The organism is Pelomicrobium sp. G1 (assembly GCF_051905455.1).
GTDB lineage: Bacteria > Pseudomonadota > Gammaproteobacteria > Burkholderiales > UBA6910 > Pelomicrobium.
Genome location: NZ_JBQACR010000001.1, coordinates 396,650 through 418,980, shown reverse-complemented (window position 1 = coordinate 418,980; position 22,331 = coordinate 396,650). Strand labels below are relative to the sequence as shown.

The window sequence follows — 22,331 nt, the reverse complement described above, 5'->3', positions numbered from 1 at the left end:
CCCGGTACCCGACATGATGCACTTGCAAGGCGCTCCTCCCGCTTCGAAGGAGTGCCAAAGGTTTGTGAACTTATGCACGCCGCCCGGCGCGGATTCTCTCTATGCGAGCCGCTTGCGCTGCTCGTCCAGGCCGTCCCAGAAGGCCGCCACCGCGTCCAGCATTTCGTTGCCGTAGCGGATGAAAGCGTCTTCGTCGAGAGGGTTCTGGAAGTAGTATTCCTCCAGCTCCTCCTGGGTGTGGCGCGCGTGCTGGGCTTCGAGCCGGCTGTGCCAGACGAAAAAGCCCAGGGGCAGGTCGGCGCCGTGGCGCTCGTTGTAGCGTTTCAAGCCCTCGATCAGCTCCTCCCAGAAGCCCGCCGACGCCCAGTTCTCCACCGCGTAGCTCGCCACCTGGGAAACCGCGTAGTCCTCGCTCCCGTAGAGCCGGATGAGCTCGTCGCAGAAGAAGAGGGTGGAAGCGGTCCCGTGGCGGCGCTTGCCGATCTCGTCGAAGCGAAGCCCCAGCTTGCGGGCGATCTGGTAGAGCCATTCGAAGTGGCCCGCCTCGAAGCGGAAGGTACCGCCCTGGACGGTGCCCTCGGTGCCCACCTTGTCGGGATCGTAGTCCTGGATTTCCGCCGGCCGCCGGGCGCCGTGGGGGTTGAAGATCACGCCGATCTCGTTGGCCAGGATCTCCTTGGAAGCCCGCATGCCCTCCAGGGTGTCGGCGTTGATCATCTTGTGGAGCTGGGCCACCAGGAACTGGTTGGAGAACACGGAGAACTGAACGACGAAGGCCCGGATCTGGGCCTCGTTCTGCTCCCCCCGCTTGAACCAGGCGGTATAGGCGTTGCGGGTGATGACCCGGTGGGTCAGCAGCTCCCGGTTGATCCGGTTCTGGAACCTCAGGAATTCCTTGCCTCGCTCGACGCTATAGCCGGGCCGCCCCGCCTGGATCGCCTGAAGGGAAGGCGCGGTGAGCCCCGCAAGTCCCCGGCGTGCGGCGTAATCCTGAAGTTCGCCCGCGAGCACGGCGCTCCTCCCATTCTTTGGGTCAAATCCCTTAAGTATTTGACCCCCATCGCCGGGGCTTGGTTTACCGCCCTCCTCTTTCCGGGGTGGGAGACTTCCCAGGCGAAGCGTCCGGCTGCCGCTCGGGGGCAGCCGCCTGGAACGCGGGAAGCGCCTCGCAACGCTCGGCGATGGCCCCTAGGGCGGGATACAGCGCGAGATCGCACCCGAAGCGCCGGGCGTTATAGAGCTGGGGCACAAGGCAGGCGTCGGCCAGGGTCGGCCGATCCCCATGGCAGTAGGGCCCGGTGGCGGCGTCCTTCGAGAGCAGGGCCTCCAGGGCAGAGAGCCCTTCGGCGATCCAGTGGCAGACCCACCGGCGCCGGGCCTCTTCCCCCAGGCCCAGGGACGCCTCCAGGTACACCAGCACCCGCCGGTTGTTGAGCGGATGGATGTCGCAGGCGATGGTCTGGGCCAGGGACCGCACCCGGGCCCGCCCCCAGGGATCCGCCGGCAGCAGGGGCGGATGCGGGTGGCGCTCCTCCAGGTATTCCATGATGGCCAGGGACTGGGTGAGCACCCGGTCCCCGTCCACCAGCACCGGCACGAACCCCTGGGGATTGAGGGCCCGGTGTTCCGGGCGGTGCTGCTCGCCGCGGACGAGATGGACGAACCGGGGCTGGTACTCGAGTCCCTTCAGGTGAAGCGCGATGCGCACCCGGTAAGCGGCGGAGCTGCGGTGGTAGGTGTAGAGCTGCAGCACAGGGTCCCCCATCTATCAACTTCCCTGTCCCCGGCGATAAGGCTGTACTTCCTGGTCGATCGCCCCGAAGATGGACCGCCCTTCCGCGTCCAGCATCTCGATGCGCACCCGGTCGCCGAACCGGAGATAAGGGGTCTGGGCCGCGCCGGTCTCGATCAGCTCCTGGGCCCGCTTCTCGGCGATGCAGCAGAAGCCGCGGGAAGGGTCGGCGTTGGACACCGTTCCCGAGCCGACGAGGGTGCCGGCGCCCAGGCGCCGGGTCCGGGCGGCATGGGCCACGAGGGCCGGAAAGTCGAATGTCATGTCCTCCCCCGCCTCGGGAGCGCCGAAGAGGGTCCCGTTGACCTGGACCCGCAAGGGCAGATGGACCCGGGCGCCGTCCCAAGCCGCACCCAGCTCGTCGGGGGTGACCGCCACCGGGGAAAGGGCGCTCGCGGGCTTGCCGTGGAGAAAGCCGAACCCCTTGGCCAGCTCCGCGGGAATCAGGTGGCGCAGGGACACATCGTTCACCAGGACCAGCAGGACGATCTGCTCGCCCGCTTCGGCGGGGCCGGCCCCCATGGGCACGTCGTCTGTAATCACCGCCACTTCCGCCTCGAAGTCGATGCCCCAGTCCTCCGACTCGGCGAGAATGGGGTCGTGGGGGCCGAGGAAGCCGTCCGAGCCCCCTTGGTACATGAGGGGGTCCGTTTCCGAGTTGGGGGGCATCTCCGCGCCCCGCGCCCGCCGCACCCGCGCCACGTGGGGGAGGTAGGCGCTCCCGTCCAGCCACTGGTAAGCCCGGGGCAGGGGCGCCGCCAGGGCTTCCGGATCGAGCGGGAAAGCGCCGGGCATGCAGCCCTCGTTGAGCAGCCGGTAGACCGAACCGAGGGCCGGGCAGCAGGCCTCCCAGTCGTCCAGGGCCGCCTGGAGGGTCGGGGCGATTTCCGGCACCGGGACCGCCGTCGTTAGGTCGTGGGACACGACGACGAGCGTCCCGTCCCGCCCGCCGGACCTGAGGCTGCCGAGCTTCACGGCTTGGCGAAGTCCTTCCAGGAGTCCACGTACTCCCGCCACTCGATCATCTCCGCGGCGGGGGTCACGTCCAGGGCGTCCCGGCTATCCACCATCACCGCCACCTCGTTGGTCTCCCTGCGGGCCGCTGCGGCGGCGAAGGCCTTGGGATGGGGCCCGTGGGTGAAGCCCGAGGGGTGTAAGGTGATCATGCCGGGGCGGATATTGTCCCGGGAGAAGAACTCGCCCCGGTGGTAGAAGAGCACCTCGTCGTAGTCGTCGTTGTTGTGGAAAAAGGGCACCTTGAGGGCCCCGGGGTCCGATTCCAGCGGGCGCGGGCAGAAGGTGCACACCACGAAGCGGGGCGCGACGAAGGTGGTGTGGGCCGAGGGGGGCAGGTGGGCCCGGTGACTCATCAACGGGCGCAGGTCCCGCCAGTTGATGCGCACCGGGGCCAGGGTGCCGTGCCAGCCCACTGCGTCCAGGGGGTTGAAGGGGAAGGTCTGGGTGGAGAGGGCTCCCCGCCGCTTGATGACCACGCGCCACTCGGTCTCCCCCTGCTGGGCGCGGAAGGCCTCGTCCATGGCCGGCACGTCGAGCGCCGCCGGGTCGAACACTGCGTGCTCGCCGGCGATGCCCTTTTCCGGCAGCCGGTAGCTCTCGTTGGTCGCTTCCAGGAGGAGCAGCACCACCGGGCCGCTCGCCTCGATGCGCCACAGGGTGCCTCGGGGAAGGAGGATGTAGTCCCCGTCCCGAAACGCCAGACGGCCGTAGTCGCAGAAGAGGTCCCCGGCGCCTTCATGGACGAAGGCGAGCTCGTCCCCGTCGGCGTTGCGCACCAGGTGATCCATGACGCCTTCGGCCCGCCACAGCCGCAGTTGCAGATGGGGGTTCGCCAGCAGCAAGGTTGCGTCCCAGGGAGAGGCGCTCCCCCGTTCCAGCCGGTTGGTGTCGAAAGCCCGCGGCCGCAGGGGCCCCTCGAACCGGCTCCAGGCGGTGGGTGGATGGCGATGGTACATTTGGGTGGAAGGCCCGTAGAACCCCTCCCGGCCCAGCTCCCGCTCGTAGGTGCCCGGCGGCAGATCAGCGTGGGCCTGGCGGGAAGCGACGCCCTCGACTCGAGGAAAGGTGATCCACTTGGCCATAGGAAGGACTCCCTAGAGCGCTCCCCGCGCGATCTGCTCCCGCTCCATCGCCTCGAACAGGGCGCGGAAATTGCCTTCGCCGAAGCCCTCGTTGCCCTTGCGCTGGATCAGCTCGAAGAAGATGGGCCCGATCACGGTTTCGGTGAAGATCTGCAGCAGCCATCCTTCCTGGGGGGAGCCGTCGATCAGGATGCCGTCGCGCCGCAACCGCTCCAGGTCCTCCCCGTGGCCGGGAAGCCGCTCGTCCAGCGCGTCGTAGTAGGCCCCTGGCACTTCCAGGAAGCGAATGCCCCGCACCCGCAGCCGCCCCACGCTGGCGCAGATGTCGCCGGTGGCCAGGGCGATGTGCTGGATCCCCTCTCCCCGATAGGCGGCAAGATACTCCTCCACCTGGGACCTGTCATCGGCGGACTCGTTGATGGGGATGCGGATCTTGCCGCAGGGGCTCGCCATGGCCCGGGACTTGAGCCCCGTCGCGATCCCGTGGATGTCGAAGTAGCGGATCTCGCGGAAACCGAACAGCCGCTCGTAGAACCGAGCCCACTGGTCCATGCGGCCCCGGTGCACGTTGTGGGTCAGATGGTCGACGGCAGTGAGCCCCGCGGAAGGCACTGGGGGCGCGTCCACCGGGACGAAGTCCACGTCGTAGATGGTGGTGTCGCCGTAGCGGTCCACCAGGTAGATGAGGCTGCCGCCGATGCCCCGGATCGCCGGGATGGTGAGCTCCCCCGGTCCCACCGGACCGTAATAGGGCTTCGCGCCCAGCGCCAGCGCCCGCTGGAAGGCGGCCTGAGCATCCCGCACGCGGATGCCGAAGGCGCACACGGACGGTCCGTGGACCCGGGCGAAGGCCTGGGCGAAGCTGTGGGGCTCGTGATTGAGGATGAAATTGATGTCGCCCTGGCGGTACAGCACCACGTCCTTGGAGCGGTGGCGGGCGACGGGCGAGAATCCCATGCGCTCGAACAGCTCGGCGAGGCTGCGGGTATCGGGGGCGGTGTACTCGACGAACTCGAAACCGTCGGTACCCACGGGATTGGGCTGTTCCCCGGTCATCGTGCCCCTTTCGCGCCAGACGAAGCCAATGGTTTTCTTTTCGTTTGACTTTTCCCTCCCCCGTTCGTTCGTCCCGACGCGGGAAGGACGTATGCTAGGATTCGGCTGGGTGAAACCGCACCGCGGGCGTTGCCTGTGATAGCCAACCAGCGGAGCAAAAAGGCGTCTAACGGCAAGAGATCCGCGTTTTTCGTCTCCCTCATGCTGAGGAGGTAGCGCTTGAGCGTCGTCGCCACGTTCCAAGTCCAATTCCGGCGCTTTCTGGACCCTGCGGGCCGCGTGGTGCAGCCCCTTCCCCCCTTCGCCGCCGATCCCCGGAACCTGATCCCCCTGTACCGGACGATGGCCCTCACCCGCGCCTTCGACGCCAAAGCCATCGCCCTGCAGCGCACCGGGCGCCTGGGCACCTTCGCCTCTTCTCTGGGGCAGGAGGCGGTAAGCGTGGGCGTGGGCAGCGCCATGCGCCCCGAGGACGCGCTGCTCCCCGCGTACCGGGAATACGGCGCCCAGTTTCTCCGCGGCGTCACCATGACCGAAATCCTCCTCTACTGGAGCGGGGACGAGCGCGGGATGGACTTCTCCGGCCCGCCCCACGACTTTCCCATCTGCGTCCCCATCGCCAGCCAGGTGTGCCACGCTGCGGGGGTGGCCTACGCCTTCCAGTACCGGCGCGAGCCCCGGGTGGCGGTGGCCGTGTTCGGCGACGGCGCCACCTCCAAGGGCGATTTCTACGAGGCCCTCAACATCGCCGGCGTGTGGCGGCTGCCCGCGGTGTTCGTGATCAACAACAACCAGTGGGCCATCTCGGTGCCCCGCGCCCGCCAGACCGCCGCCGAAACCCTGGCCCAGAAGGCCGTCGCCGCCGGCATCCCGGGCGAGCAGGTGGACGGCAACGACGTGATCGCGGTGCGCCACGCCGTGGGTGAGGCCCTGGCCAAGGCCCGCGCCGGCGGCGGCCCCACCCTGATCGAGGCCCTCACCTACCGGCTTGGGGATCACACCACCGCCGACGACGCCAGCCGCTACCGGGACGCGGAAGCGGTGAAGGCCCGCTGGGCGGAGGAGCCCCTGTCCCGGCTGCGGGCTTACCTCGCCCGCTGCGGCGCCTGGGACCGGGAGCAGGAAGAGGCGCTGGAAAAGGAATGCGCCCGTCGAGTGCAGGCGGCGGTGGACGAGTTCCTGGCGATCCGGCCGCCGGGGCCGGAACAGATGTTCGACTGCCTCTACGCGGCGCTGCCCGCCGCGCTGGAAGAGCAGCGCGCCATCGCCCTCGCCTTCGCGCCGCGGACCGCCCCTTCCGAGGAGGGCAGGGATGGCTGAAGTCACCATGGTGGAAGCCATCAACATGGCCCTCGCCTGGGAGATGGCCCGGGACCCCGCGGTCATCGTGCTGGGGGAGGACGTGGGGGTGAACGGCGGCGTGTTCCGCGCCACCGTGGGGCTGCTCGCGCGCTTCGGCGCCGAGCGGGTGCTGGACACGCCCTTGGCGGAAACCGCCATCGCCGGGATCTCGGTGGGCATGGCGGCCCAGGGCCTCAAGCCTGTAGCAGAGATCCAGTTCACCGGCTTCATCTACCCGGCCCTGGACCACATCGTCAACCATGCCAGCCGCATGCGCCATCGCACCCGGGGACGCCTCTCCTGCCCCATGGTGCTGCGCTCCCCGTGCGGCGCCGGCATCCATGCGCCGGAGCACCACTCGGAGAGCGTGGAGGCTTTCTTCGTCCACGTACCCGGGCTGCGGGTGGTCATTCCTTCGTCTCCCCAGCGGGCCTACGGGCTGCTCCTCGCCGCGATCCGCGACCCCGATCCGGTCATCTTCCTTGAGCCCACCCGCCTCTACCGCCTGTTCCGCCAGGAGGTGGCGGACAACGGGGAGGCTCTCCCCCTGGACGTGTGCTTCACCCTGAGGGAAGGCAGCGACGTGACCCTGGTCTCCTGGGGCGCTACGGTGCACGAGACCCTGGCGGCCGCCGACACCCTGGCGGCGGAAGGGATCTCCTGCGAGGTGATCGATGTGGCCACCCTCAAGCCCCTGGATCTGAGCACCATCCTGACGTCGGTCGCCCGCACCGGCCGCTGCGTCATCGTCCACGAGGCAGCGCGCACCGGAGGTTTCGGCGCCGAGATCGTGGCGGGCCTCGCCGAGCGTGGCCTTCTCAGCCTCCTCGCCCCGGTGGAGCGGGTCACGGGCTACGACGTGGTGGTACCCCTCGCCCGGCTCGAGTACCAGTACATGCCCAACGTGGAGCGCATCGTCGCCGCCGTGCGCAAGACGCTCAAATTCGCGTAACGCGAAAGGTTGAACCGCAGAGACCCAGAGGCACGATGAGGATCTTCAAGCTTCCCGACCTGGGGGAGGGACTGCACGAGGCGGAGATCGCCCAGTGGCACGTCCAAGAGGGGGACCAGGTACAGGCCGACCAGCCCCTGGTGTCCGTGGAAACCGCCAAGGCCATCGTGGACATCCCCGCGCCTTACGCCGGGCGCATCGCCAAGCGCTTCGGAGAGCCCGGGGAAGTGGTGCACGTGGGGGCGCCCCTGGTCGGCTTCGAGGGGGAAGCCGCCGAAGAGGACGCGGGCACCGTGGTGGGCCAGATGCCCGCGCAGCAGCGTCCGGTGGTGGAGGAGGCCCCGGGGCTGGTGGCCCGGCCGGCGGGCGGCGGCATCAAGGCGACCCCGGCGGTGCGGGCCCTGGCCCAGAAGCTCCAGGTGGATCTCGCCATGGTCACCCCCACCGGCCCGGACGGCTTGATCACGGCGGCCGACGTGCAGCGGGTGGCGCGCATCCTGGCCGAGGCGGGGCCGCGGGAGGTGCTGCGGGGCGTGCGGCGCGCCATGGCCCAGAACATGACCCTGGCCAACGCCGAGGTGGCCTCGGCCACCCTGGTGGAAGACGCCGACATCCACGCCTGGCGGCCGGGGGAGGACGTCACCGTGCGCCTGATCCGGGCCCTGGTGGCCGGCTGCCGCGCCGAGCCGGCGCTCAACGCCTGGTACGACGCCCAGGCCATGGCCCGCTGGCTGGTGAAGGACGTGCACCTGGGGCTGGCGGTGGACACGCCGGACGGCCTGTTCGTCCCGGTGATCCGCAACGTGGACAAGATGGAACCCCCGGCGCTGCGCAAAGCCATCGACAAGCTGGTGGAAGACATGAAGGCCCGGCGCGTGCCGCCGGAGGACCTGAGGGGCAACACCATCACTCTCTCCAACTTCGGCATGATCGCCGGCCGCTACGCCGCGCCCGTGGTGCTGCCGCCCACGGTGGCCATCCTGGGCGCCGGGCGTATCCGGGAGGCAGTGGTGGCGGTGCAAGACCGGCCCGCCGTGCACCGCCTCTTGCCCCTGTCCCTCACCTTCGATCATCGCACCGTCACCGGCGGGGAGGCGGGCCGCTTCCTGGCGGCCGTGATCGCGGACCTGGAAAAGCCGGCGTGATGAATCACCGGAATAACCACGGAGGCGCGGAGGCACAGAGGGAGAGCGATTTTTCCGAAACGCAAAGGGCGCGAAGCGCGCAAAGCAAAAACGATTTCCTCTTTTCGGGATTTTCTTTCGCACCCTTTGCGCCCTCTGCGTTAAAGAAATCTTTTCTTCTGCTCTGTGCCTCCATGCCTCTGTGGTTCGCGCTAGAGGCGGCCCAGGCAGACGAGCGTTACGACGCCCTGCGCCGGCGCATGGTGGAGGAGGTGGCCCGGATGGCCGCCCTGACTGCGGCCGAGACCGGCCGCACCAAGCTCGATGCCAAAGTCATGGCGGCGCTCGCCCGGGTGCCCCGCCACCAATTCGTCCCTTCGGGCCAGGCGCCCTACGCCTACGAGAACCGACCCCTGCCCATCGGCCACGGCCAGACCATCTCCCAGCCCTATATCGTGGCCCTGATGACCGATCTGCTGGAGGTGAAACCGGGCCACAAGGTGCTGGAAGTGGGCACCGGCTCCGGCTACCAGGCGGCGGTGTTGGCGGAGATGAGCGCCCAGGTCTTTACCATCGAGATCATCGAGCCTCTGGGACGCACGGCCGATGAGCGGCTCAAGCGTCTGGGCTACCGCCAGGTGCGGGTGCGCCTGGGCGACGGCTATTACGGCTGGCCGGAGGAAGCGCCCTTCGACGCCATCATCGTCACCGCCGCGGCAAGCCACATCCCGCCGTCCCTGGTGCGCCAGCTCAAGCCCGGGGCACGCATGGTAATCCCGGTCGGCGCGCCCTTCCTCACCCAGCACTTGATGCTGGTGCGCAAGAACGCCGAGGGAACCGTCGAGAGCCGCCAGATCCTGCCGGTGAGGTTCGTGCCCCTCGTGGGAGGTCACTAGCCCGGGCTAGCTGAGCGCCGCAAAGAATGTTTGATGACGCTCGCTCCCTCCTCCCTCATCCAGCGCCCCCCGTTTCCCGTTCCTCCGGCACTCCCCCGCTCTTCGCCGTCGCCCTGGTCTCCGCCGCGGCCCTCGCCTACGAGGTGCTGCTTACCCGCATTTTCTCCATCGTCCTGTGGCACCACTTCGCCTACATGATCATCAGCGTGGCGCTGCTGGGCTACGGGGCCGCGGGATCTGTGGTGAGCGCGCTGCGGGCACCGCTGGAACGGCGCTATGATCTCGCCTTCGTCGTCGCGGCGGCCCTCTTCGGCTCGACCGCCCTCTTCTGCGGCCTGGCGGCCCAGCACGTAGGGTTCAACCCCTTGGAGCTCGCCTGGACCGGCCGCCAGCTCGCGCGCCTGGCAGCGGCCTACGCCCTGCTCGCCCTGCCCTTCTTCTTCGCCGCGGTGTGCGTGTGCCTGACCCTCACCCGCTTCGGCGCCGAGATCCCGCGGGTGTACAGCTTCGACATTCTGGGGGGCGCCTGCGGCAGCCTCGGCATCGTGGCGGCCCTGTTCGCCCTCGCTCCCGGACAGGCCCTGGGTCTGGTCGCCGGCACCGGCGGCGCGGCCGCGGCGGCCGGTGCCTTCCGGCTGGGCCGGCCGCGCCTGGGCGCCGCCCTCCTCGCCCTCGTCATCGCCGGCGCCGCGGGACTGCCGGACGGGCTCACGCGGCTCAAGCTCTCCGAGTACAAACCCCTGGCCCAGGCCCTGGACGTCCAGGGCGCGCACTTGGACTTCGAGACCTCTTCCCCTTTGGGCCTGGTGAGCGTGGTGGAGAATTCGGTGGTGCCTCTGCGCCACGCGCCCGGGTCGTCCCTGAACGCGCCCCAGGGGCCCCCGTTCCAGCTCGCCGTGTTCATCGATGGGGACGGGCCCCACGCTATCGACCGCTTCGACGGCGGGCGCGAGTCCCTCGAATACCTGGACTTCGTCACCTGGGCACTTCCCTATCACTTGGTGGTGCGACCCGCCGTGCTGGTACTGGGCGCCGGCACCGGCACCGACCTGCTCCAGGCCCATTACCACGGCGCCCGCTCAGTAGATGCGGTGGAGCTGAACCCCCAGGTGGTGGAGCTGGTGGAGCGCCGCTACGCCGAGTTCTCGGGGCGGCCCTACCATCTCTCCGGGGTGCGCCTCCATCTCGCCGAAGCGCGGAGCTTCGTGGCGAGGGACCGGAACCATTACGACCTGATCCAGTTGACCCTCCTGGACGCCTTCGGCGCCTCCAGCGCGGGCCTGCACGCCCTGGCCGAAAGCTATCTCTACACGGTGGAGGCTTTGGAGGCTTATCTCGCCCGGCTGCGGCCCGGCGGGCTGCTGGCCATCACCCGCTGGGCCACGGTTCCACCCCGTGACGCGCTCAAGCTCTTCGCCACCGCCGTCGTCGGCCTGGAGCGCGCGGGCGTGGCCGATCCCGGCCGCCAACTTGCCATGGTCCGGGGATGGCGGACCGTAACCCTGCTAGTGAAGAACGGGAGCTTCAGCGCCGAAGAAGTGGAACGCATCCGGGCCTTCTGCCGCACCCGGTCGTTCGACCCGGTTTATTTCCCCGGCATGGAGCGGACCGAAGCCAACCGCTACACGGTCCTACCCCAGCCTTGGTACTACGAAGGGGCCCAGGCGCTCCTTTCCCCCGACCGGGACGCCTATCTCGCCCGGTACAAGTTCGCCATCGCGCCGGCCACCGACGACCGGCCCTATTTCTTCAATTCCTTCAAGTGGCGCTCGGCGCCCGAATTCCTGACGCTGCGCCGCCAGGGGGCGCTGCCGCCCATCGACTGGGGCTATCCGGTTCTGGTCGCCACCCTGCTCCAGGCCCTGCTGGCGAGCGCCGTGCTGATCCTGCTGCCGCTCAAGTTTCTGCGGCCGGGACCGGTGTCCGCCCGGGCTGCGCCGGCCTGGCGGATCGCCACGTACTTCGCCGCGGTGGGGCTCGCCTTCATGCTGATGGAAATCGCCTTCATCCAGAAGCTCACCCTGTTTCTGAGCCACCCCTTGTACGCGGTGGCCGTCGCTCTAGCCGGCTTCCTGTTGTTCGCCGGCTTGGGAAGCCGCTTCGCCGCTCGCTACACCCGGGAGCCGGGCCGCCGCCCGGATCCCCTCTGGCGGGCGGTGCTCCTGCTTTGTGCCGGCGCGGCGCTCGCTCTCATGGCGCTGCCGCTCCTCACCGATCATGGGATCGGGCTGCCCGACCCGGGCCGCATCGCGCTCGCTCTGGCCCTCATCGCTCCGATCGCCTTTCCCATGGGCATGCCCTTTCCCCTCGGCCTCGCCCGCGTGTCCCGGCACTGGGGACACTGGGTACCGTGGGCCTGGGCCATCAACGGCTGCGCCTCGGTGGTGGGCGCCGTTGCCGCGAGCCTTCTCGCCGTGCACGCGGGGTTCACGGTAGTGGTGCTGGCGGCGCTCACCCTCTATCTCCTCGCCGCCGCCAGCTTGCCGCGACGGAACTAGATTTTCGGTGTTTTCCGCTTCAATTTAATGATCCAACCGCGCGTCCGGCTTGATCTCCCCTGCCAGGCGCAGGCCCCAGAGGGCGGCCAGGGGACCCACCGTCTCCAGGATGGCGATGGCGGCGAGCACGGTGGTGGTCAGGGACGCGGTGATCCCGGGGTAGAGCTCTTCGGTCATCTTAAGCAGGCCGATAGCCATGGCCGCCATGGGCACGAGGGAGAGCCCCAGCCCGAAAGCCTGGGCCGGGGAAAGTCCCGAATACCGGCCCGCCACGAACACGACGGCGGACTTAGCAATGAAGCGGGCGAGGACGAAGGCCACCGCCAGCAGGCCCGCCCGGGCGAGCTCTTCCAGGTGCAGGTTGGCGCCCGCCACCACGAACAGCACCACGAAGAAGATGTCGCCCCCGTGGCCGAACTCCACCTCCAGGAGCGCCTGGCGCCGGTCCAGGTTGCGGCACAGGACCCCCAGGGCGAGGAGCGTGAGCAGGATAGACACATGGAGCGCCTGGGCCGTGCCCACCGCCAGGACGATCACCCCCACCAGCAAGGCGAACTGGGCGCTGTCCCGATGCCCGATGAGCTGGCCGAGCCGGATGGTGAGGTGGGCGAGGACGTAGGCGAGGAGCAGCGACCCGGCCACCTGGTACAGGGGGTGCAGGACCGCCACCACCCAATCGGCCTGTTGCTCCTGGTGCAACCAGGGCAGAATCGCGATGAAGAAGAAAAATGCCAGGAGGTTGTTGATGGCGATCAGGGTGAGGGCCCGGTCGCTCACCGGGCCCTGGGCGTCGAACTCCCGCATCACCAGCAGCATCACCGCGGGCGAAGAGGAAATGCCGATGGCGGCGGCGATGGCGGCGTGCACGGGGGGAAAGTCGAACGCGGCGAGCACCCAGTAGGCGGCGGCGAAGGAGGCGAAGCATTCCGCCAAGGCGGTCGCCAGCACGGCCCGGTCGTTGCGCAGGGACGGGACGTGGAGCCGCCGGCCGATCTGGAACAGGATGAGGCCGAGGGCTGTGTCGACGAAAATCCCGGCGCCCGCCACCATGGAACGGGTGAAGACGTCCAGCACGCTGGGCCCAAGCAGGAAGCCGATGGCGATATAGCCGGTGATGCGCGGCACGTAGCGGCTGCGGTGGGCGATCTCGCCCCCCACCAGGCCGGCCCACAGCACCAGGCCGAAAATCACCAGCGTGTTGATCTCCGGTGGCCACGCCGGAAGGAAGTCCAAGGACATGGAGAGGTTTCTGGAAGGGGTGCCCCGCGCCGCCCGCCGGATCACCTGGCCGCGGGTCGGACCGCCGGCGGCGCGAAGATCTGTTCCATCTCCCGGCGGAAACGGACCGCCTCGCCGTCCGTAAGCTCCACGTCACCCCAGGTGATCAGGTCGTCGGCCGCCACTGGGCGCTTGAGCTTCGCCCCGTGGGCCAGGCCGATGGGGAGTCCCTGCAGGGCGAGGGAATCTCGGGCGGGCAGCAAGTGTCCATACACGGTGTGCCCCCCTTCCCCGTCCAGCGTCTCACCCGCCCGGAGATCCCGCTTGGCCCTGGCCACCACGTCGCCGAGGAAGTCCACGGGCGCGCCCGTGGGCTCCCGGCGCAGGGCCACGGACGCGACGCTGATCGCCAGTTCCAGCCCGATCAGATGGTACGGCTTGTACATGGCGGCGTAATTGCCGCTCGCATCGGTGATCAGGCCGTACTCCCGGAGGCAGCGGCGCACGTAGTCGCTGTCGGCGGCGAAGGTCACGTACACGCCCCAGCGCAGGCTCCGGCGCACCTGCCGGCCGTCCCGCAGGAGGCTGGACACCACCTCCACCTGCCCCCGGTGGTGGAGTGTCCCGCCCTCGCTGCGGGGCTTGAGCACCTGGGGCAGCTCGTCCACGCCGCAAGGCGGAAAAGAAAGCCCCTCGGGGGCGGGGACGAGGCCCGCGGCGTTGGCCACGGCCGCCATCTCGATGGCCGACTTGGTGCCGTCCAGGAAGGAATTGAACATCCGGGCGTTGAAGTCCCCCCGGGCCACCATTTCGGGGCTGAAGCCGTAATGGCCCCAGACCGTGTCGGGCGTGGAGCGATGGTACTCGGGGAGATACTTGGTCCCCTTGCCCGCGGCGATCACTTCGAACCCCGCGCTCCGGGCCCAGTCCACCAGCTCGCAGATGAGAGCCGGCTGGTCGCCGTAGGCCAGGGAATAGAGGACGCCCGCCTCCCGGCACCGACGCGCGAGCAGCGGCCCGGCCAGGGCGTCGGCCTCCACGTTCACCATGACGACGTGCTTGCCGTGCCGGCAGCACGCCAGCACGTGACGGATGCCGGCGGCAGGATCCCCGGTGGCATCGATCACCACCTCCACTGGGCCCGCGGCGATCAAGGACAGGGCGTCGTCGGTGATCCAGGTGCCGCCGGTGGCGAGGGCCGCATCCGCCGAGGGGGCGGCGTACCGGACCTGAGGCCAGCCCACCCGCGCCAGCGCCTCCCGCGCCCGCTGGGGCGACAGATCGGCCACCCCGATCACGTGCAGCCCCGGCGTCCTGGGAGCCTGGGACAGGAACATGGCACCGAACTTCCCGGCGCCGACCAGGGCGACGCGCACCGGCTTGCTTTGGGCGGCGCGCTCAAGCAGCAATCGATGAAGATTCATGGAGCAGGGTTCCTCGCCATCGGATCGAGAGGGAGCAGGAAGCGGCCCCTGGTGGGGGCGGCGAACGGGCGGCGGTATGTTACTGTAGAAGGGAGGGCTCCGTCACCCGATGCGCCCTCGCTTCCCCCTTGCCCGCGCGTCGCCTTTTCCTGCACGATCGCCAGTCGTTGAAAGGAGCACGTCCGTGTCGAACTCCCCCATCAGCCGTTATCCGGTTCCCGACCTCGAAAACCTGCCGGAGGACATCCGCACCCGCATCCTGAAGGTACAGGAGAAAGCTGGCTTCGTCCCCAACGTATTCCTCGCCCTGGCCCACCGGCCGGAGGAGTTCCGAGCGTTCTTCGCCTACCACGACGCCTTGATGGAAAAGGAAGGCGGCCTCACCAAGGCCGAGCGGGAAATGATCGTGGTGGCCACCAGCGGCGCCAACCAGTGCCAGTACTGCGTCGTGGCCCACGGCGCGATCCTGCGCGTCCGGGCGAAGAACCCCTTGATCGCCGACCAGGTGGCTGTCAATTACCGCAAGGCGGACATCACGGCGCGGCAGAAGGCCATGCTGGACTTCGCCCTAAGGGTGGCCCAGGAATCCCACCGGATCGGGGACGAGGACTTCGCCGTGCTGCGCTCCCATGGGTTTTCCGACGAGGACATCTGGGACATCGGGGCAATCGCGGCTTTCTTCGCCCTGTCCAACCGCATGGCCAACCTGATCAACCTGCGGCCGAACGAGGAATTCTATCTGCTGGGACGCGTGCCGCCGGAAAAGAAGAGTTGACCGCGGAGACGCGGAGGCACAAAGAAAAAAAGATTCCCTCTGTGCCACTGTAGGCCAACAATTTTTTGACGCCTTGCTCCCCGGAATTACCGGTCGATGCCGCCCAGGCACAGGTACTTGATCTCGACGAACTCGTCGATGCCATACTTGGATCCTTCCCGGCCCAGTCCCGACTGCTTCATCCCGCCGAAGGGCGCCACCTCGTTGGAGATGATCCCGGCGTTGATGCCCACCATGCCGAATTCCAGCGCTTCCGCCACCCGCCAGATGCGGCCGATGTCGCGGGCGTAGAAGTAGGAGGCGAGCCCGAACTCGGTGTCGTTGGCGAGCCGGATGACTTCTTCCTCGGTCTCGAAGCGAACGAGGGGCGCCACGGGACCGAAGGTCTCCTCCTGCATGAGCTTCATGCCGGGCTTCACTTCCACGAGCAGGGTGGGCTCGAAGAAGGTGCCGCCGAGCGGGTGGCGGCGGCCGCCCACCGCCACCTTCGCCCCCTTGGCCACCGCGTCGGCGATGTGCTCTTCCACCTTGGCGAGGGCCTGGGCGTCGATGAGAGGCCCCTGCTGCACGCCCTCCTCGAAACCGCTGCCCACCTTGAGGCCCACGATTCTCTCCCGCAACTTGGCGGCGAAGGCGTCGTACACCCGGTCCTGCACGAAAATGCGGTTCGCGCACACGCAGGTCTGGCCGGTGTTGCGGTACTTGGACGCCATGGCGCCTTCCACCGCTTCGTCCAGGTCCGCGTCGTCGAAGACGATGAACGGCGCGTTGCCCCCCAGCTCCAGGGAGATCTTCTTCACTGTGTCCGCCGACTGGCGCATGAGCAGCCGCCCCACCTCGGTGGAGCCGGTGAAGGTGATCTTGCGCACCAGGGGGCTGGCGCACAGCTCCCGCCCGATGGTAGGCGCGTCCCCCGTGATCACGTTGAACACCCCTTTGGAGATACCGGCCCGGTGGGCAAGCTCGGCCAGGGCCAGGGCCGAAAGGGGCGTCTGCTCGGCGGGCTTCACCACCACCGTGCAGCCCGCCGCCAGGGCCGGAGCGCATTTGCGGGTGATCATGGCGTTGGGGAAGTTCCAGGGGGTGATCGCCCCGCACACGCCCACTGGCTGCTTGATCACGACGAGGCGCTTGTCCGGCTGATGCTGGGGGATCACGTCGCCGTAGATGCGCTTCGCCTCCTCGGCGAACCACTCCACGAAGGACGCCCCGTAGGCGATCTCGCCCCGGGACTCGGCGAGGGGCTTGCCCTGCTCGGCAGTCATGAGGCGCGCCAGGTCTTCCTGGTTGTCCATGATGAGCTGGTACCAGCGCTTGAGCGCCGCCGAGCGCTCCTTGGCGGTCTTGGCGCGCCAGGCCGGCCAGGCGGCGTTCGCCGCCTCGATGGCGCGCCGGGTTTCCTGGGCGCCCATGTCCGGGACCCGGACCAGCTCGGACCCGTCGGCGGGATTGCGCACCGGGAAGGTCTTGCCGCTATCGGCCTCGATCCATTCGCCGTCGACGTAGCAGCGGTTCTTGAGCAGGGATGAATCCTTGAGGGTGAGCATGGCAGTACCCCATGAGCTTGAATCCGGAAGAAACGTTTATATTTTACATCGCGTCGGAGCGGCCGGATTCGGGCCTGCCTCCCGTCCTGGCGAACGGTGCGGGCGCCAGGGTTCCCGGGCGGAGGGAGCCTCAGAAGGTGCCCGGGTAGGCCCCGCCGTCGATCAGGATGTTCTGACCGGTGATATAGCCCGCCTGGGCGCTGCACAGGTAGGCGCACAGGTCACCGAACTCGCCGGGATCGCCGAAGCGCCCCGCCGGGTTCGCTCGCATGCGCTCTTCGCGAACCTCCTCGACGCTCTTCCCCGCCACCTGGGCCGCATGGGCGATGGTGGCCCGAAGCCGCTCGGTATCGAAGGGTCCCGGCAGCAGGTTGTTGATGGTGACGTTGTGCCGCACGGTCTTGCGGGCGAGGCCAGCCACGAACCCGGTGAGCCCCGCGCGGGCGCCGTTAGAGAGCCCCAGGATGTCGATGGGGGCCTTCACCGCGCTGGAGGTGATGTTGACGATACGTCCGAAGCGCCGGGCGATCATGCCGTCCACGGTGGCCTTGATGAGCTCGATGGGAGTCAGCATGTTGGCGTCCAGGGCGGCGATCCAGTCCTCCCGGGTCCAGTCGCGGAAATCGCCCGGGGGCGGGCCGCCCGCGTTGTTCACCAGGATGTCCGGGGCGGGGCAGGCGGCGAGGGCCGCGCAGCGGCCTTCCGCCGTGGTGATGTCCACCGCCACCGCCGTCACCCCCACGCCGGTGGCGGCGCGGATTTCCTCCGCGGTGCGCTCCAGCGGCTCGCGGGTGCGGGCCACTAGGGTCACCTCCACCCCTTCCCGGGCGAGGGAGAAGGCGCAGGCCCGTCCCAGTCCTTTGCTCGAGGCGCACACCAGCGCGCTGCGTCCGCGGATTCCCAGGTCCATGGGGGATGCTCCTTTCGAAAAACCGTCATTATGGTTCGGCACCGGGCCCGTCCGGAAGGCGGGGGAGCGGCCCTATTGCTATAATCGGCGGTCGGGAACAAGAAAAGGAACGGTTCATGCCCTCCAGCTCCCTCCTGCGCCTCGCGAGCTTCGCCGCCCTGGGTTTCCTCTCCGCCTGCGCCACCGCCCCCGACCGCCGCGATCCGCTGGAGCCCTTCAATCGGGAAATGTTCCAGTTCAACCAGGATTTCGACGAAAAGATCGCCAAGCCCGTCGCCGAGGTCTACCGGAACACCGTGCCCGTGCAGGTGCGCAAGGGCGTGCGCAACTTCTTCGCCAACCTGGGGGACGTCATCGTCTTCGTGAACGATACGCTGCAGATGAAATGGCATGACGCGGTCAACGACGCCGGCCGCGTCATGGTGAACACGACCCTGGGCTTGGGCGGCCTCATGGACGTGGCCTCCGAGCTGGGGGTGGAAAAGCGCAACGAGGATTTCGGGCAGACCCTGGGCTACTGGGGCCTTCCCGCCGGGCCGTACCTGGTGCTGCCCATCCTCGGGCCCAGCACGTTCCCGCGGGACACGGCGGGCATCGTCGGCGACTTCTACGCATGGCCGGTAAGCTACGTGGAGGACGACGCTGTGGCCGGGGGACTCGGCGTGCTAAGGTTCATCCAGGTCCGGGCGGACCTGCTGGGGACGGAAGACCTGCTGGAGCAGGCGGCCCTGGACCGCTACGTCTTCGTGCGCGACGCCTACCTCCAGCGCCGGGAAAGCCTCATTCGGGACGGCCGGCCGCCGAAGCTGGAGGAAGAAGAATGAAACCGGGATCGGGCGGGATGAACCCAATCCCGCAGTGAAGCCGAAGCCGCCCATGGACACCGACTACGTCGAGCTCTACCGCCCGCCCGACGTGCAGGCGCTGGCGCTCATCAAGCTGCACCTGGACGCCCAGGGAATCCGCTACTACGTGGCCGGCGAGAACTTCGGCAGCCTCTTGCCGGTGACCACCCTGGGGGAGATGCGCTTGATGGTGGACCGCCGGGACGCGGAGCGCTGCGCCGAAATCCTCCGGGAGCAACTGGCCATCGAAGTTCCCCCGCCCCTCTGACCGGGTTGCCCCGATCCCCTTCCTTCACACCCCCGCCTTCAGCGCCGCAATGCGCTCGTCCAGGGGCGGGTGGGACATGAACAGGCGCTTCAAGCCCCCGCCGGTGCGCCCGGAGATGCCGAACGCGGCAATCTGGTCAGGCAGGTGGGGCTCCTCATAGACCCGTTTCAGGCGCTCCAGCGCCGCGATCATCTTGTCGCGGCCCGCGAGCTGGGCGCCGCCCCGGTCGGCGCGGAACTCCCGCTGCCGGCTGAAGTACATGACGATGATGCTGGCGAGGATGCCGAACACGATCTCGGCCAGGATGCTGGTGATCCAGAAGGCCGGGCCGTGCCCGTTCTCGGTCTTGAACACCGCCTTGTCCACGATATTGCCCACCACCCGCGCCAGGAAGATGACGAACGTGTTGACGATGCCCTGGATCAAGGCGAGGGTCACCATGTCGCCGTTGGCGATATGGCTGACCTCGTGGCCCAGCACCGCTTCCACCTCATCGCGGCTCATCTTGTGGAGCAGGCCGGTGCTGACCGCCACCAGGGCGTTGTCCTTGCTCATGCCTGTGGCGAAGGCGTTAGCGTCCGGAGCCTCGTAGATCGCCACCTCCGGCATGCCGATGCCGGCTGCCTGGGCCTGGCGGCGCACCGTCTCCACCAGCCAGCGCTCCAGCTCGGTTCTCGGCTCCTCGATCACCACGGCCCCCGTCATGCGCTTGGCGCTCCACTTGGACATGGCGAGGGAGATGAAGGCGCCGCCGAAGCCGAACACCGAGGCAAAGACCAGCAGGGCGGTGTAGTTGAGGCCGCCCTGCTGGGCTAGGTACGAATCGATCCCGAGCAGCCGCAGCACGATACCCAACACCACGATGACGGCCAGGTTGGTCACCAGAAACAGGAAGATGCGCTTGACCATCGAACCACTCCCTTGAGTTGATCTTTTCCGGGGCTTGCACGACCCCTCCTTAGATTGGGTCGGAAGGGCCGAAGTTCAATAAGTTAGAACTCCGTCCGCGCGGCAGCCCGGTCCGGCGGAGCGTATTGTAGCGCCTGCATCCCCCGCCCGCGTATCGCTCCCGTCGTCTCCTCAGCGCAGGGTACCGCGCACCGTCAGGGCGATCCCACCTAGGATCAATCCGATTCCTACGCCTTGATGGAGCTGGGGTTCCTCGCCCAGGAACGCCACGGAAAGCAGTGTCCCGAAGGCGGGCATCAAGTGGATGAAGAGCCCCGCCCGGGACGGGCCCACTTCCGCCACCGCCCGGTTCCAGCACAGGTAGGACAAGATCGAAGGGAAAACGGCGAAATAGGCGAGGCTCGCCACTGTCGCGGCGCTCAACTCCATCATCTTCCCCGCCCCCAGCTCCCATAGATAGAGGGGTAGCAGCACCACCACCCCCGCCGGCACGATCACCCCCAGGAACGCCAGGGGATCCAGTCCCGGCGGCCGCGCCCGCAGGAGGACGGTGTAGACCGCCCAGGAGACCACCGCCGCCAGCACCCACAGATCGCCTTCGGCGAGCCGCACCTCGAGCAGTGTTTGCGGCTCCCCCCGGGTCACGATCGCCAGCACCCCGACGAGGGATACGGCCACCCCCAGCGCCTGGCGCCAGGCAAGCCTTTCGCCGAGGAATGCCCATGACAACGCCATGATGGCCACCGGGATCGACGAATTGAGCAGCACGGCATTGGTGGCGGTGGTGGACTGCAGGCCCGTGTAGACCAGGGTGTTGAACCCGGCCACCCCGAAGATGCCCAGGGCCACGAGCACCGGAAGATGGCCGAACACCAGGCGGCGCTGGGCCCACACCCGGGGCGCAACGAACGGGAGCAGCAGGAGCGCCGCACCGCACCAGCGCCAGAAGGCCATGGCGAGGGGCGGGATCGCTTCGCGCATCGCCCGGGCCAGCACGAAGTTGCCCGACCAGAACAGGGTGGCGGCCACGAGCAGGAGGTAGGGCGACGCCCTCGGAAAGCGCCCGGGCCCGTTCATGGCCCGGAGATCACGCGGAACCCGGGCCGAGGAGGATCAGTGGATCGCCTGGAGCCATGGCCCGTCGCCTCCCCATTCCAGGCGCGCCTCCAGCACCCGGGTGCCGAGCAGGACGATGCGCCCCTCCCGGCGGTTGTTCCCGGTATCGCTGTATTCGAAGCGGTAGCGCCGGCGGATGGCGAGCCGCCCGTCGGCATCCCGGCCAAGGCCCAGAGCAGCCACGCTTACCGTCTCGTCCAGGAGCTGGACCCCGGCCCGCTCGCACAAGGCCTTTCCCGCCTTGAGGGCCGCCTCCCGGGCCCGCAGGGCGTCGTACCAGAACACGAGCCCCGCCGCGAGCACGACAAAGGCGAGAATCTCCCAGGTCATGGCGGTCACACGCGACGGGCGAGGGGCAGGTTCACCAGCAGATTCTGGGGCTTCATGCGCAGCACTTCCCCCTCGTCCATGGCGAGCCCCAGGTAGACCGGCCGGCCGGCCACCGGAGCCAGCATGTCGGCCGGATTCTCGAACTCGAGCTGGAAAAGGCAGAGAAGACGCTCGAGCCGCCGCTCCTCCACTTCCACGCCCCGGTATAGGTCGTTCAGGATGCCGCTCGCCTCCGCGTCGAGCCCCACGTGCCAGCTCCAGCGCTCGTCCTCGATGCGCCCGAGGGGCCGGATGCGCACGCGAACCCCGTGGAAGTGCTCGACCCAGCGCTCCATCACCCGGGCGAGCGCCCGGGCCCCCGGCTGGGCCGGCCCCAGGGGCAGGACGGTATCGAAGCGCTCGTCCCGTTCCCAGTACGCCGAGGCGCTTTCTTCGGACAAGACGTCCAGCTCGATGGTGCGCACGGGGGTCCTGGACTGCACCAGGAGCTCTCCCAGGGAACCGAAGCCGCCTGTGGTGGCGTGCAGCTCCACCGTCTCCAGGTCGGCCGCCATGGCCCGCCCTTCCTGGAGCCGGATCTTCTGCGGGCGGAAGAACAGCTCCGCGGCCCGGGCCTGCAGGGCGTCCGCCGTGCCTTCCAGGATGCCGCGCAGGATGACCTGGGTGAGCTGGCGCACGAAGAGGGGCGGCACGCTCACGTTAGGCTCCCGGAAGAGGGCGAGGTAGCCCGCCTCCAGGGTCTCGGCGGCCAGCAGGCGCCGGCGGAAGCGCAGGAATAGCCGGTAGTTCTCCCGGGCGTCTTGGTCAGCGACGGCCTCGAGCTCGGCCTCGGGGACCTCCCGCCGGGGGCTCGCCACGAGGGCTTCGTGCAGCGCCCGTTCGGCGGGACAGGACTCCGGCACCGGCGCGAGCTCCGGCCGCGCCAGGTAGGCCCGCAGGAAGTCGTCGGTGACCCGCAACCGCCCGGCGCCGTCGCGCTCGAGCAGGTGGTAGCCGCAATGGGTCCAGAAGTCCGTCATGGATGGAGAACGGCGGGAGAAAGCACCGCCGGGAACGGAAGAAGCGGTCTCCGTGGGCGGCGCCGAGCCTATTTACCCGTCTCCATCGGTGAGGAGCGGCTTTTTGTTGGCCATTGGCCCTCCGCATCGGATTGAAGCCCATCGAGCCGGCGGGACGGGAACGAACGCTCCTTCCCGGCGTGCTTCCCGAAAGGGCGCGCGGGCATTATTCT

General features: G+C 68.6%; 21 protein-coding genes. 8 read left to right on the top strand and 13 right to left on the bottom strand.

Going from position 1 to position 22,331, the window contains the following annotated elements; genetic code table 11:
* Positions 1-99 precede the first annotated feature (99 nt).
* The 5 genes from ACTFO6_RS02070 to hppD form a co-directional block, all read right to left on the bottom strand.
* A complete protein-coding gene (locus ACTFO6_RS02070) occupies positions 100-1,011 on the bottom strand; it encodes a hypothetical protein (protein ID WP_439932769.1) in 912 nt (303 codons plus the stop codon).
* Positions 1,012-1,075: 64 nt separating this feature from the next.
* A complete protein-coding gene (gene maiA, locus ACTFO6_RS02065; protein WP_439932790.1) occupies positions 1,076-1,750 on the bottom strand; it encodes a maleylacetoacetate isomerase in 675 nt (224 codons plus the stop codon).
* Between the two features lie 18 nt (positions 1,751-1,768).
* The gene (locus tag ACTFO6_RS02060; RefSeq protein ID WP_439932768.1) at positions 1,769-2,767 is read right to left on the bottom strand and encodes a fumarylacetoacetate hydrolase family protein; all 999 of its coding nucleotides are present in this window, start codon (positions 2,765-2,767) and stop codon (positions 1,769-1,771) included.
* Positions 2,764-3,891 (bottom strand): homogentisate 1,2-dioxygenase, encoded by a 1,128-nt coding sequence (locus ACTFO6_RS02055; protein WP_439932767.1) that lies wholly within the window; start codon positions 3,889-3,891, stop codon positions 2,764-2,766. Before ACTFO6_RS02055 ends, ACTFO6_RS02060 begins: the two co-directional genes overlap by 4 nt.
* A gap of 12 nt (positions 3,892-3,903) precedes the next feature.
* Positions 3,904-4,947 (bottom strand): 4-hydroxyphenylpyruvate dioxygenase, encoded by a 1,044-nt coding sequence (gene hppD / locus ACTFO6_RS02050; RefSeq protein WP_439932766.1) that lies wholly within the window; start codon positions 4,945-4,947, stop codon positions 3,904-3,906.
* A gap of 219 nt (positions 4,948-5,166) precedes the next feature.
* Between hppD and pdhA the strand changes: the two genes are divergently transcribed.
* From pdhA to ACTFO6_RS02025, 5 genes are all read left to right on the top strand, one after another.
* Positions 5,167-6,267, top strand: coding sequence for a pyruvate dehydrogenase (acetyl-transferring) E1 component subunit alpha (gene pdhA / locus ACTFO6_RS02045; protein WP_439932765.1), 1,101 nt, complete (start codon positions 5,167-5,169; stop codon positions 6,265-6,267).
* A complete protein-coding gene (locus ACTFO6_RS02040; protein ID WP_439932764.1) occupies positions 6,260-7,240 on the top strand; it encodes an alpha-ketoacid dehydrogenase subunit beta in 981 nt (326 codons plus the stop codon). Before pdhA ends, ACTFO6_RS02040 begins: the two co-directional genes overlap by 8 nt.
* A 35-nt stretch (positions 7,241-7,275) precedes the next feature.
* A complete protein-coding gene (locus ACTFO6_RS02035) occupies positions 7,276-8,385 on the top strand; it encodes a dihydrolipoamide acetyltransferase family protein (RefSeq protein ID WP_439932763.1) in 1,110 nt (369 codons plus the stop codon).
* A 173-nt stretch (positions 8,386-8,558) separates the two neighbouring features.
* A complete protein-coding gene (locus ACTFO6_RS02030; protein WP_439932762.1) occupies positions 8,559-9,260 on the top strand; it encodes a protein-L-isoaspartate(D-aspartate) O-methyltransferase in 702 nt (233 codons plus the stop codon).
* A gap of 26 nt (positions 9,261-9,286) precedes the next feature.
* Entirely contained in the window at positions 9,287-11,758 is a 2,472-nt protein-coding gene (locus ACTFO6_RS02025) for an SAM-dependent methyltransferase (protein ID WP_439932761.1), read from the top strand.
* A 24-nt stretch (positions 11,759-11,782) separates the two neighbouring features.
* Here the strand turns inward: ACTFO6_RS02025 and ACTFO6_RS02020 are convergent, their stop codons facing one another.
* Together ACTFO6_RS02020 and ACTFO6_RS02015 are read right to left on the bottom strand one after the other, a co-directional pair.
* Positions 11,783-12,997, bottom strand: a complete 1,215-nt coding sequence (locus ACTFO6_RS02020; protein ID WP_439932760.1) for a cation:proton antiporter — start codon at positions 12,995-12,997, stop codon at positions 11,783-11,785.
* Positions 12,998-13,038: 41 nt separating this feature from the next.
* Positions 13,039-14,400 carry an NAD(P)H-dependent oxidoreductase gene (locus tag ACTFO6_RS02015; protein ID WP_439932759.1) on the bottom strand — a complete coding sequence of 454 codons (1,362 nt, stop codon included), beginning with the start codon at positions 14,398-14,400 and terminating at the stop codon, positions 13,039-13,041.
* A gap of 184 nt (positions 14,401-14,584) precedes the next feature.
* Here ACTFO6_RS02015 and ACTFO6_RS02010 point away from each other — a divergent pair, with 184 nt between their 5' ends.
* Complete coding sequence (locus ACTFO6_RS02010; RefSeq protein WP_439932758.1) at positions 14,585-15,175, top strand: peroxidase-related enzyme; 591 nt, start codon at positions 14,585-14,587, stop codon at positions 15,173-15,175.
* Positions 15,176-15,261: 86 nt separating this feature from the next.
* Here the strand turns inward: ACTFO6_RS02010 and gabD are convergent, their stop codons facing one another.
* Both gabD and ACTFO6_RS02000 read right to left on the bottom strand, forming a co-directional pair.
* A complete protein-coding gene (gene gabD / locus ACTFO6_RS02005; protein WP_439932757.1) occupies positions 15,262-16,722 on the bottom strand; it encodes an NADP-dependent succinate-semialdehyde dehydrogenase in 1,461 nt (486 codons plus the stop codon).
* A gap of 130 nt (positions 16,723-16,852) precedes the next feature.
* The gene (locus tag ACTFO6_RS02000) at positions 16,853-17,632 is read right to left on the bottom strand and encodes an SDR family oxidoreductase (RefSeq protein WP_439932756.1); all 780 of its coding nucleotides are present in this window, start codon (positions 17,630-17,632) and stop codon (positions 16,853-16,855) included.
* A gap of 116 nt (positions 17,633-17,748) precedes the next feature.
* Between ACTFO6_RS02000 and ACTFO6_RS01995 the strand changes: the two genes are divergently transcribed.
* Together ACTFO6_RS01995 and ACTFO6_RS01990 are read left to right on the top strand one after the other, a co-directional pair.
* Complete coding sequence (locus tag ACTFO6_RS01995) at positions 17,749-18,456, top strand: MlaA family lipoprotein (protein ID WP_439932755.1); 708 nt, start codon at positions 17,749-17,751, stop codon at positions 18,454-18,456.
* Between the two features lie 52 nt (positions 18,457-18,508).
* Positions 18,509-18,745: a putative signal transducing protein gene (locus ACTFO6_RS01990; RefSeq protein ID WP_439932754.1), complete on the top strand. Its 237-nt coding sequence runs from the start codon at positions 18,509-18,511 to the stop codon at positions 18,743-18,745.
* Positions 18,746-18,769: 24 nt separating this feature from the next.
* On the opposite strand, the gene htpX is transcribed toward ACTFO6_RS01990, so the two are convergent.
* From htpX to ACTFO6_RS01970, 4 genes are all read right to left on the bottom strand, one after another.
* On the bottom strand, positions 18,770-19,654 hold the full coding sequence (gene htpX, locus ACTFO6_RS01985) for a protease HtpX (protein WP_439932753.1): 885 nt from the start codon (positions 19,652-19,654) through the stop codon (positions 18,770-18,772).
* A gap of 171 nt (positions 19,655-19,825) precedes the next feature.
* Positions 19,826-20,731 (bottom strand): DMT family transporter, encoded by a 906-nt coding sequence (locus tag ACTFO6_RS01980; protein WP_439932752.1) that lies wholly within the window; start codon positions 20,729-20,731, stop codon positions 19,826-19,828.
* Between the two features lie 36 nt (positions 20,732-20,767).
* Positions 20,768-21,100, bottom strand: a complete 333-nt coding sequence (locus tag ACTFO6_RS01975) for a DUF3301 domain-containing protein (protein WP_439932751.1) — start codon at positions 21,098-21,100, stop codon at positions 20,768-20,770.
* A gap of 5 nt (positions 21,101-21,105) precedes the next feature.
* Entirely contained in the window at positions 21,106-22,119 is a 1,014-nt protein-coding gene (locus ACTFO6_RS01970) for a DUF6352 family protein (protein ID WP_439932750.1), read from the bottom strand.
* Between the last annotated feature and the right edge of the window lie 212 nt (positions 22,120-22,331).

Coding starts and splice junctions, on each gene's coding strand:
- gabD (WP_439932757.1), bottom strand. CDS start 16,722: ATGCTCACCCTCAAGGATTCATCCCTGCTCAAGAACCGCTGCTACGTC.
- hppD (WP_439932766.1), bottom strand. CDS start 4,947: ATGACCGGGGAACAGCCCAATCCCGTGGGTACCGACGGTTTCGAGTTC.
- ACTFO6_RS02025 (WP_439932761.1), top strand. CDS start 9,287: ATGTTTGATGACGCTCGCTCCCTCCTCCCTCATCCAGCGCCCCCCGTT.
- ACTFO6_RS02055 (WP_439932767.1), bottom strand. CDS start 3,891: ATGGCCAAGTGGATCACCTTTCCTCGAGTCGAGGGCGTCGCTTCCCGC.
- ACTFO6_RS02040 (WP_439932764.1), top strand. CDS start 6,260: ATGGCTGAAGTCACCATGGTGGAAGCCATCAACATGGCCCTCGCCTGG.
- ACTFO6_RS02000 (WP_439932756.1), bottom strand. CDS start 17,632: ATGGACCTGGGAATCCGCGGACGCAGCGCGCTGGTGTGCGCCTCGAGC.
- ACTFO6_RS01970 (WP_439932750.1), bottom strand. CDS start 22,119: ATGACGGACTTCTGGACCCATTGCGGCTACCACCTGCTCGAGCGCGAC.
- ACTFO6_RS02020 (WP_439932760.1), bottom strand. CDS start 12,997: ATGTCCTTGGACTTCCTTCCGGCGTGGCCACCGGAGATCAACACGCTG.
- ACTFO6_RS01990 (WP_439932754.1), top strand. CDS start 18,509: ATGGACACCGACTACGTCGAGCTCTACCGCCCGCCCGACGTGCAGGCG.
- ACTFO6_RS02035 (WP_439932763.1), top strand. CDS start 7,276: ATGAGGATCTTCAAGCTTCCCGACCTGGGGGAGGGACTGCACGAGGCG.
- ACTFO6_RS02015 (WP_439932759.1), bottom strand. CDS start 14,400: ATGAATCTTCATCGATTGCTGCTTGAGCGCGCCGCCCAAAGCAAGCCG.
- htpX (WP_439932753.1), bottom strand. CDS start 19,654: ATGGTCAAGCGCATCTTCCTGTTTCTGGTGACCAACCTGGCCGTCATC.
- ACTFO6_RS01975 (WP_439932751.1), bottom strand. CDS start 21,100: ATGACCTGGGAGATTCTCGCCTTTGTCGTGCTCGCGGCGGGGCTCGTG.
- ACTFO6_RS01995 (WP_439932755.1), top strand. CDS start 17,749: ATGCCCTCCAGCTCCCTCCTGCGCCTCGCGAGCTTCGCCGCCCTGGGT.
- ACTFO6_RS02030 (WP_439932762.1), top strand. CDS start 8,559: ATGCCTCTGTGGTTCGCGCTAGAGGCGGCCCAGGCAGACGAGCGTTAC.
- ACTFO6_RS01980 (WP_439932752.1), bottom strand. CDS start 20,731: ATGAACGGGCCCGGGCGCTTTCCGAGGGCGTCGCCCTACCTCCTGCTC.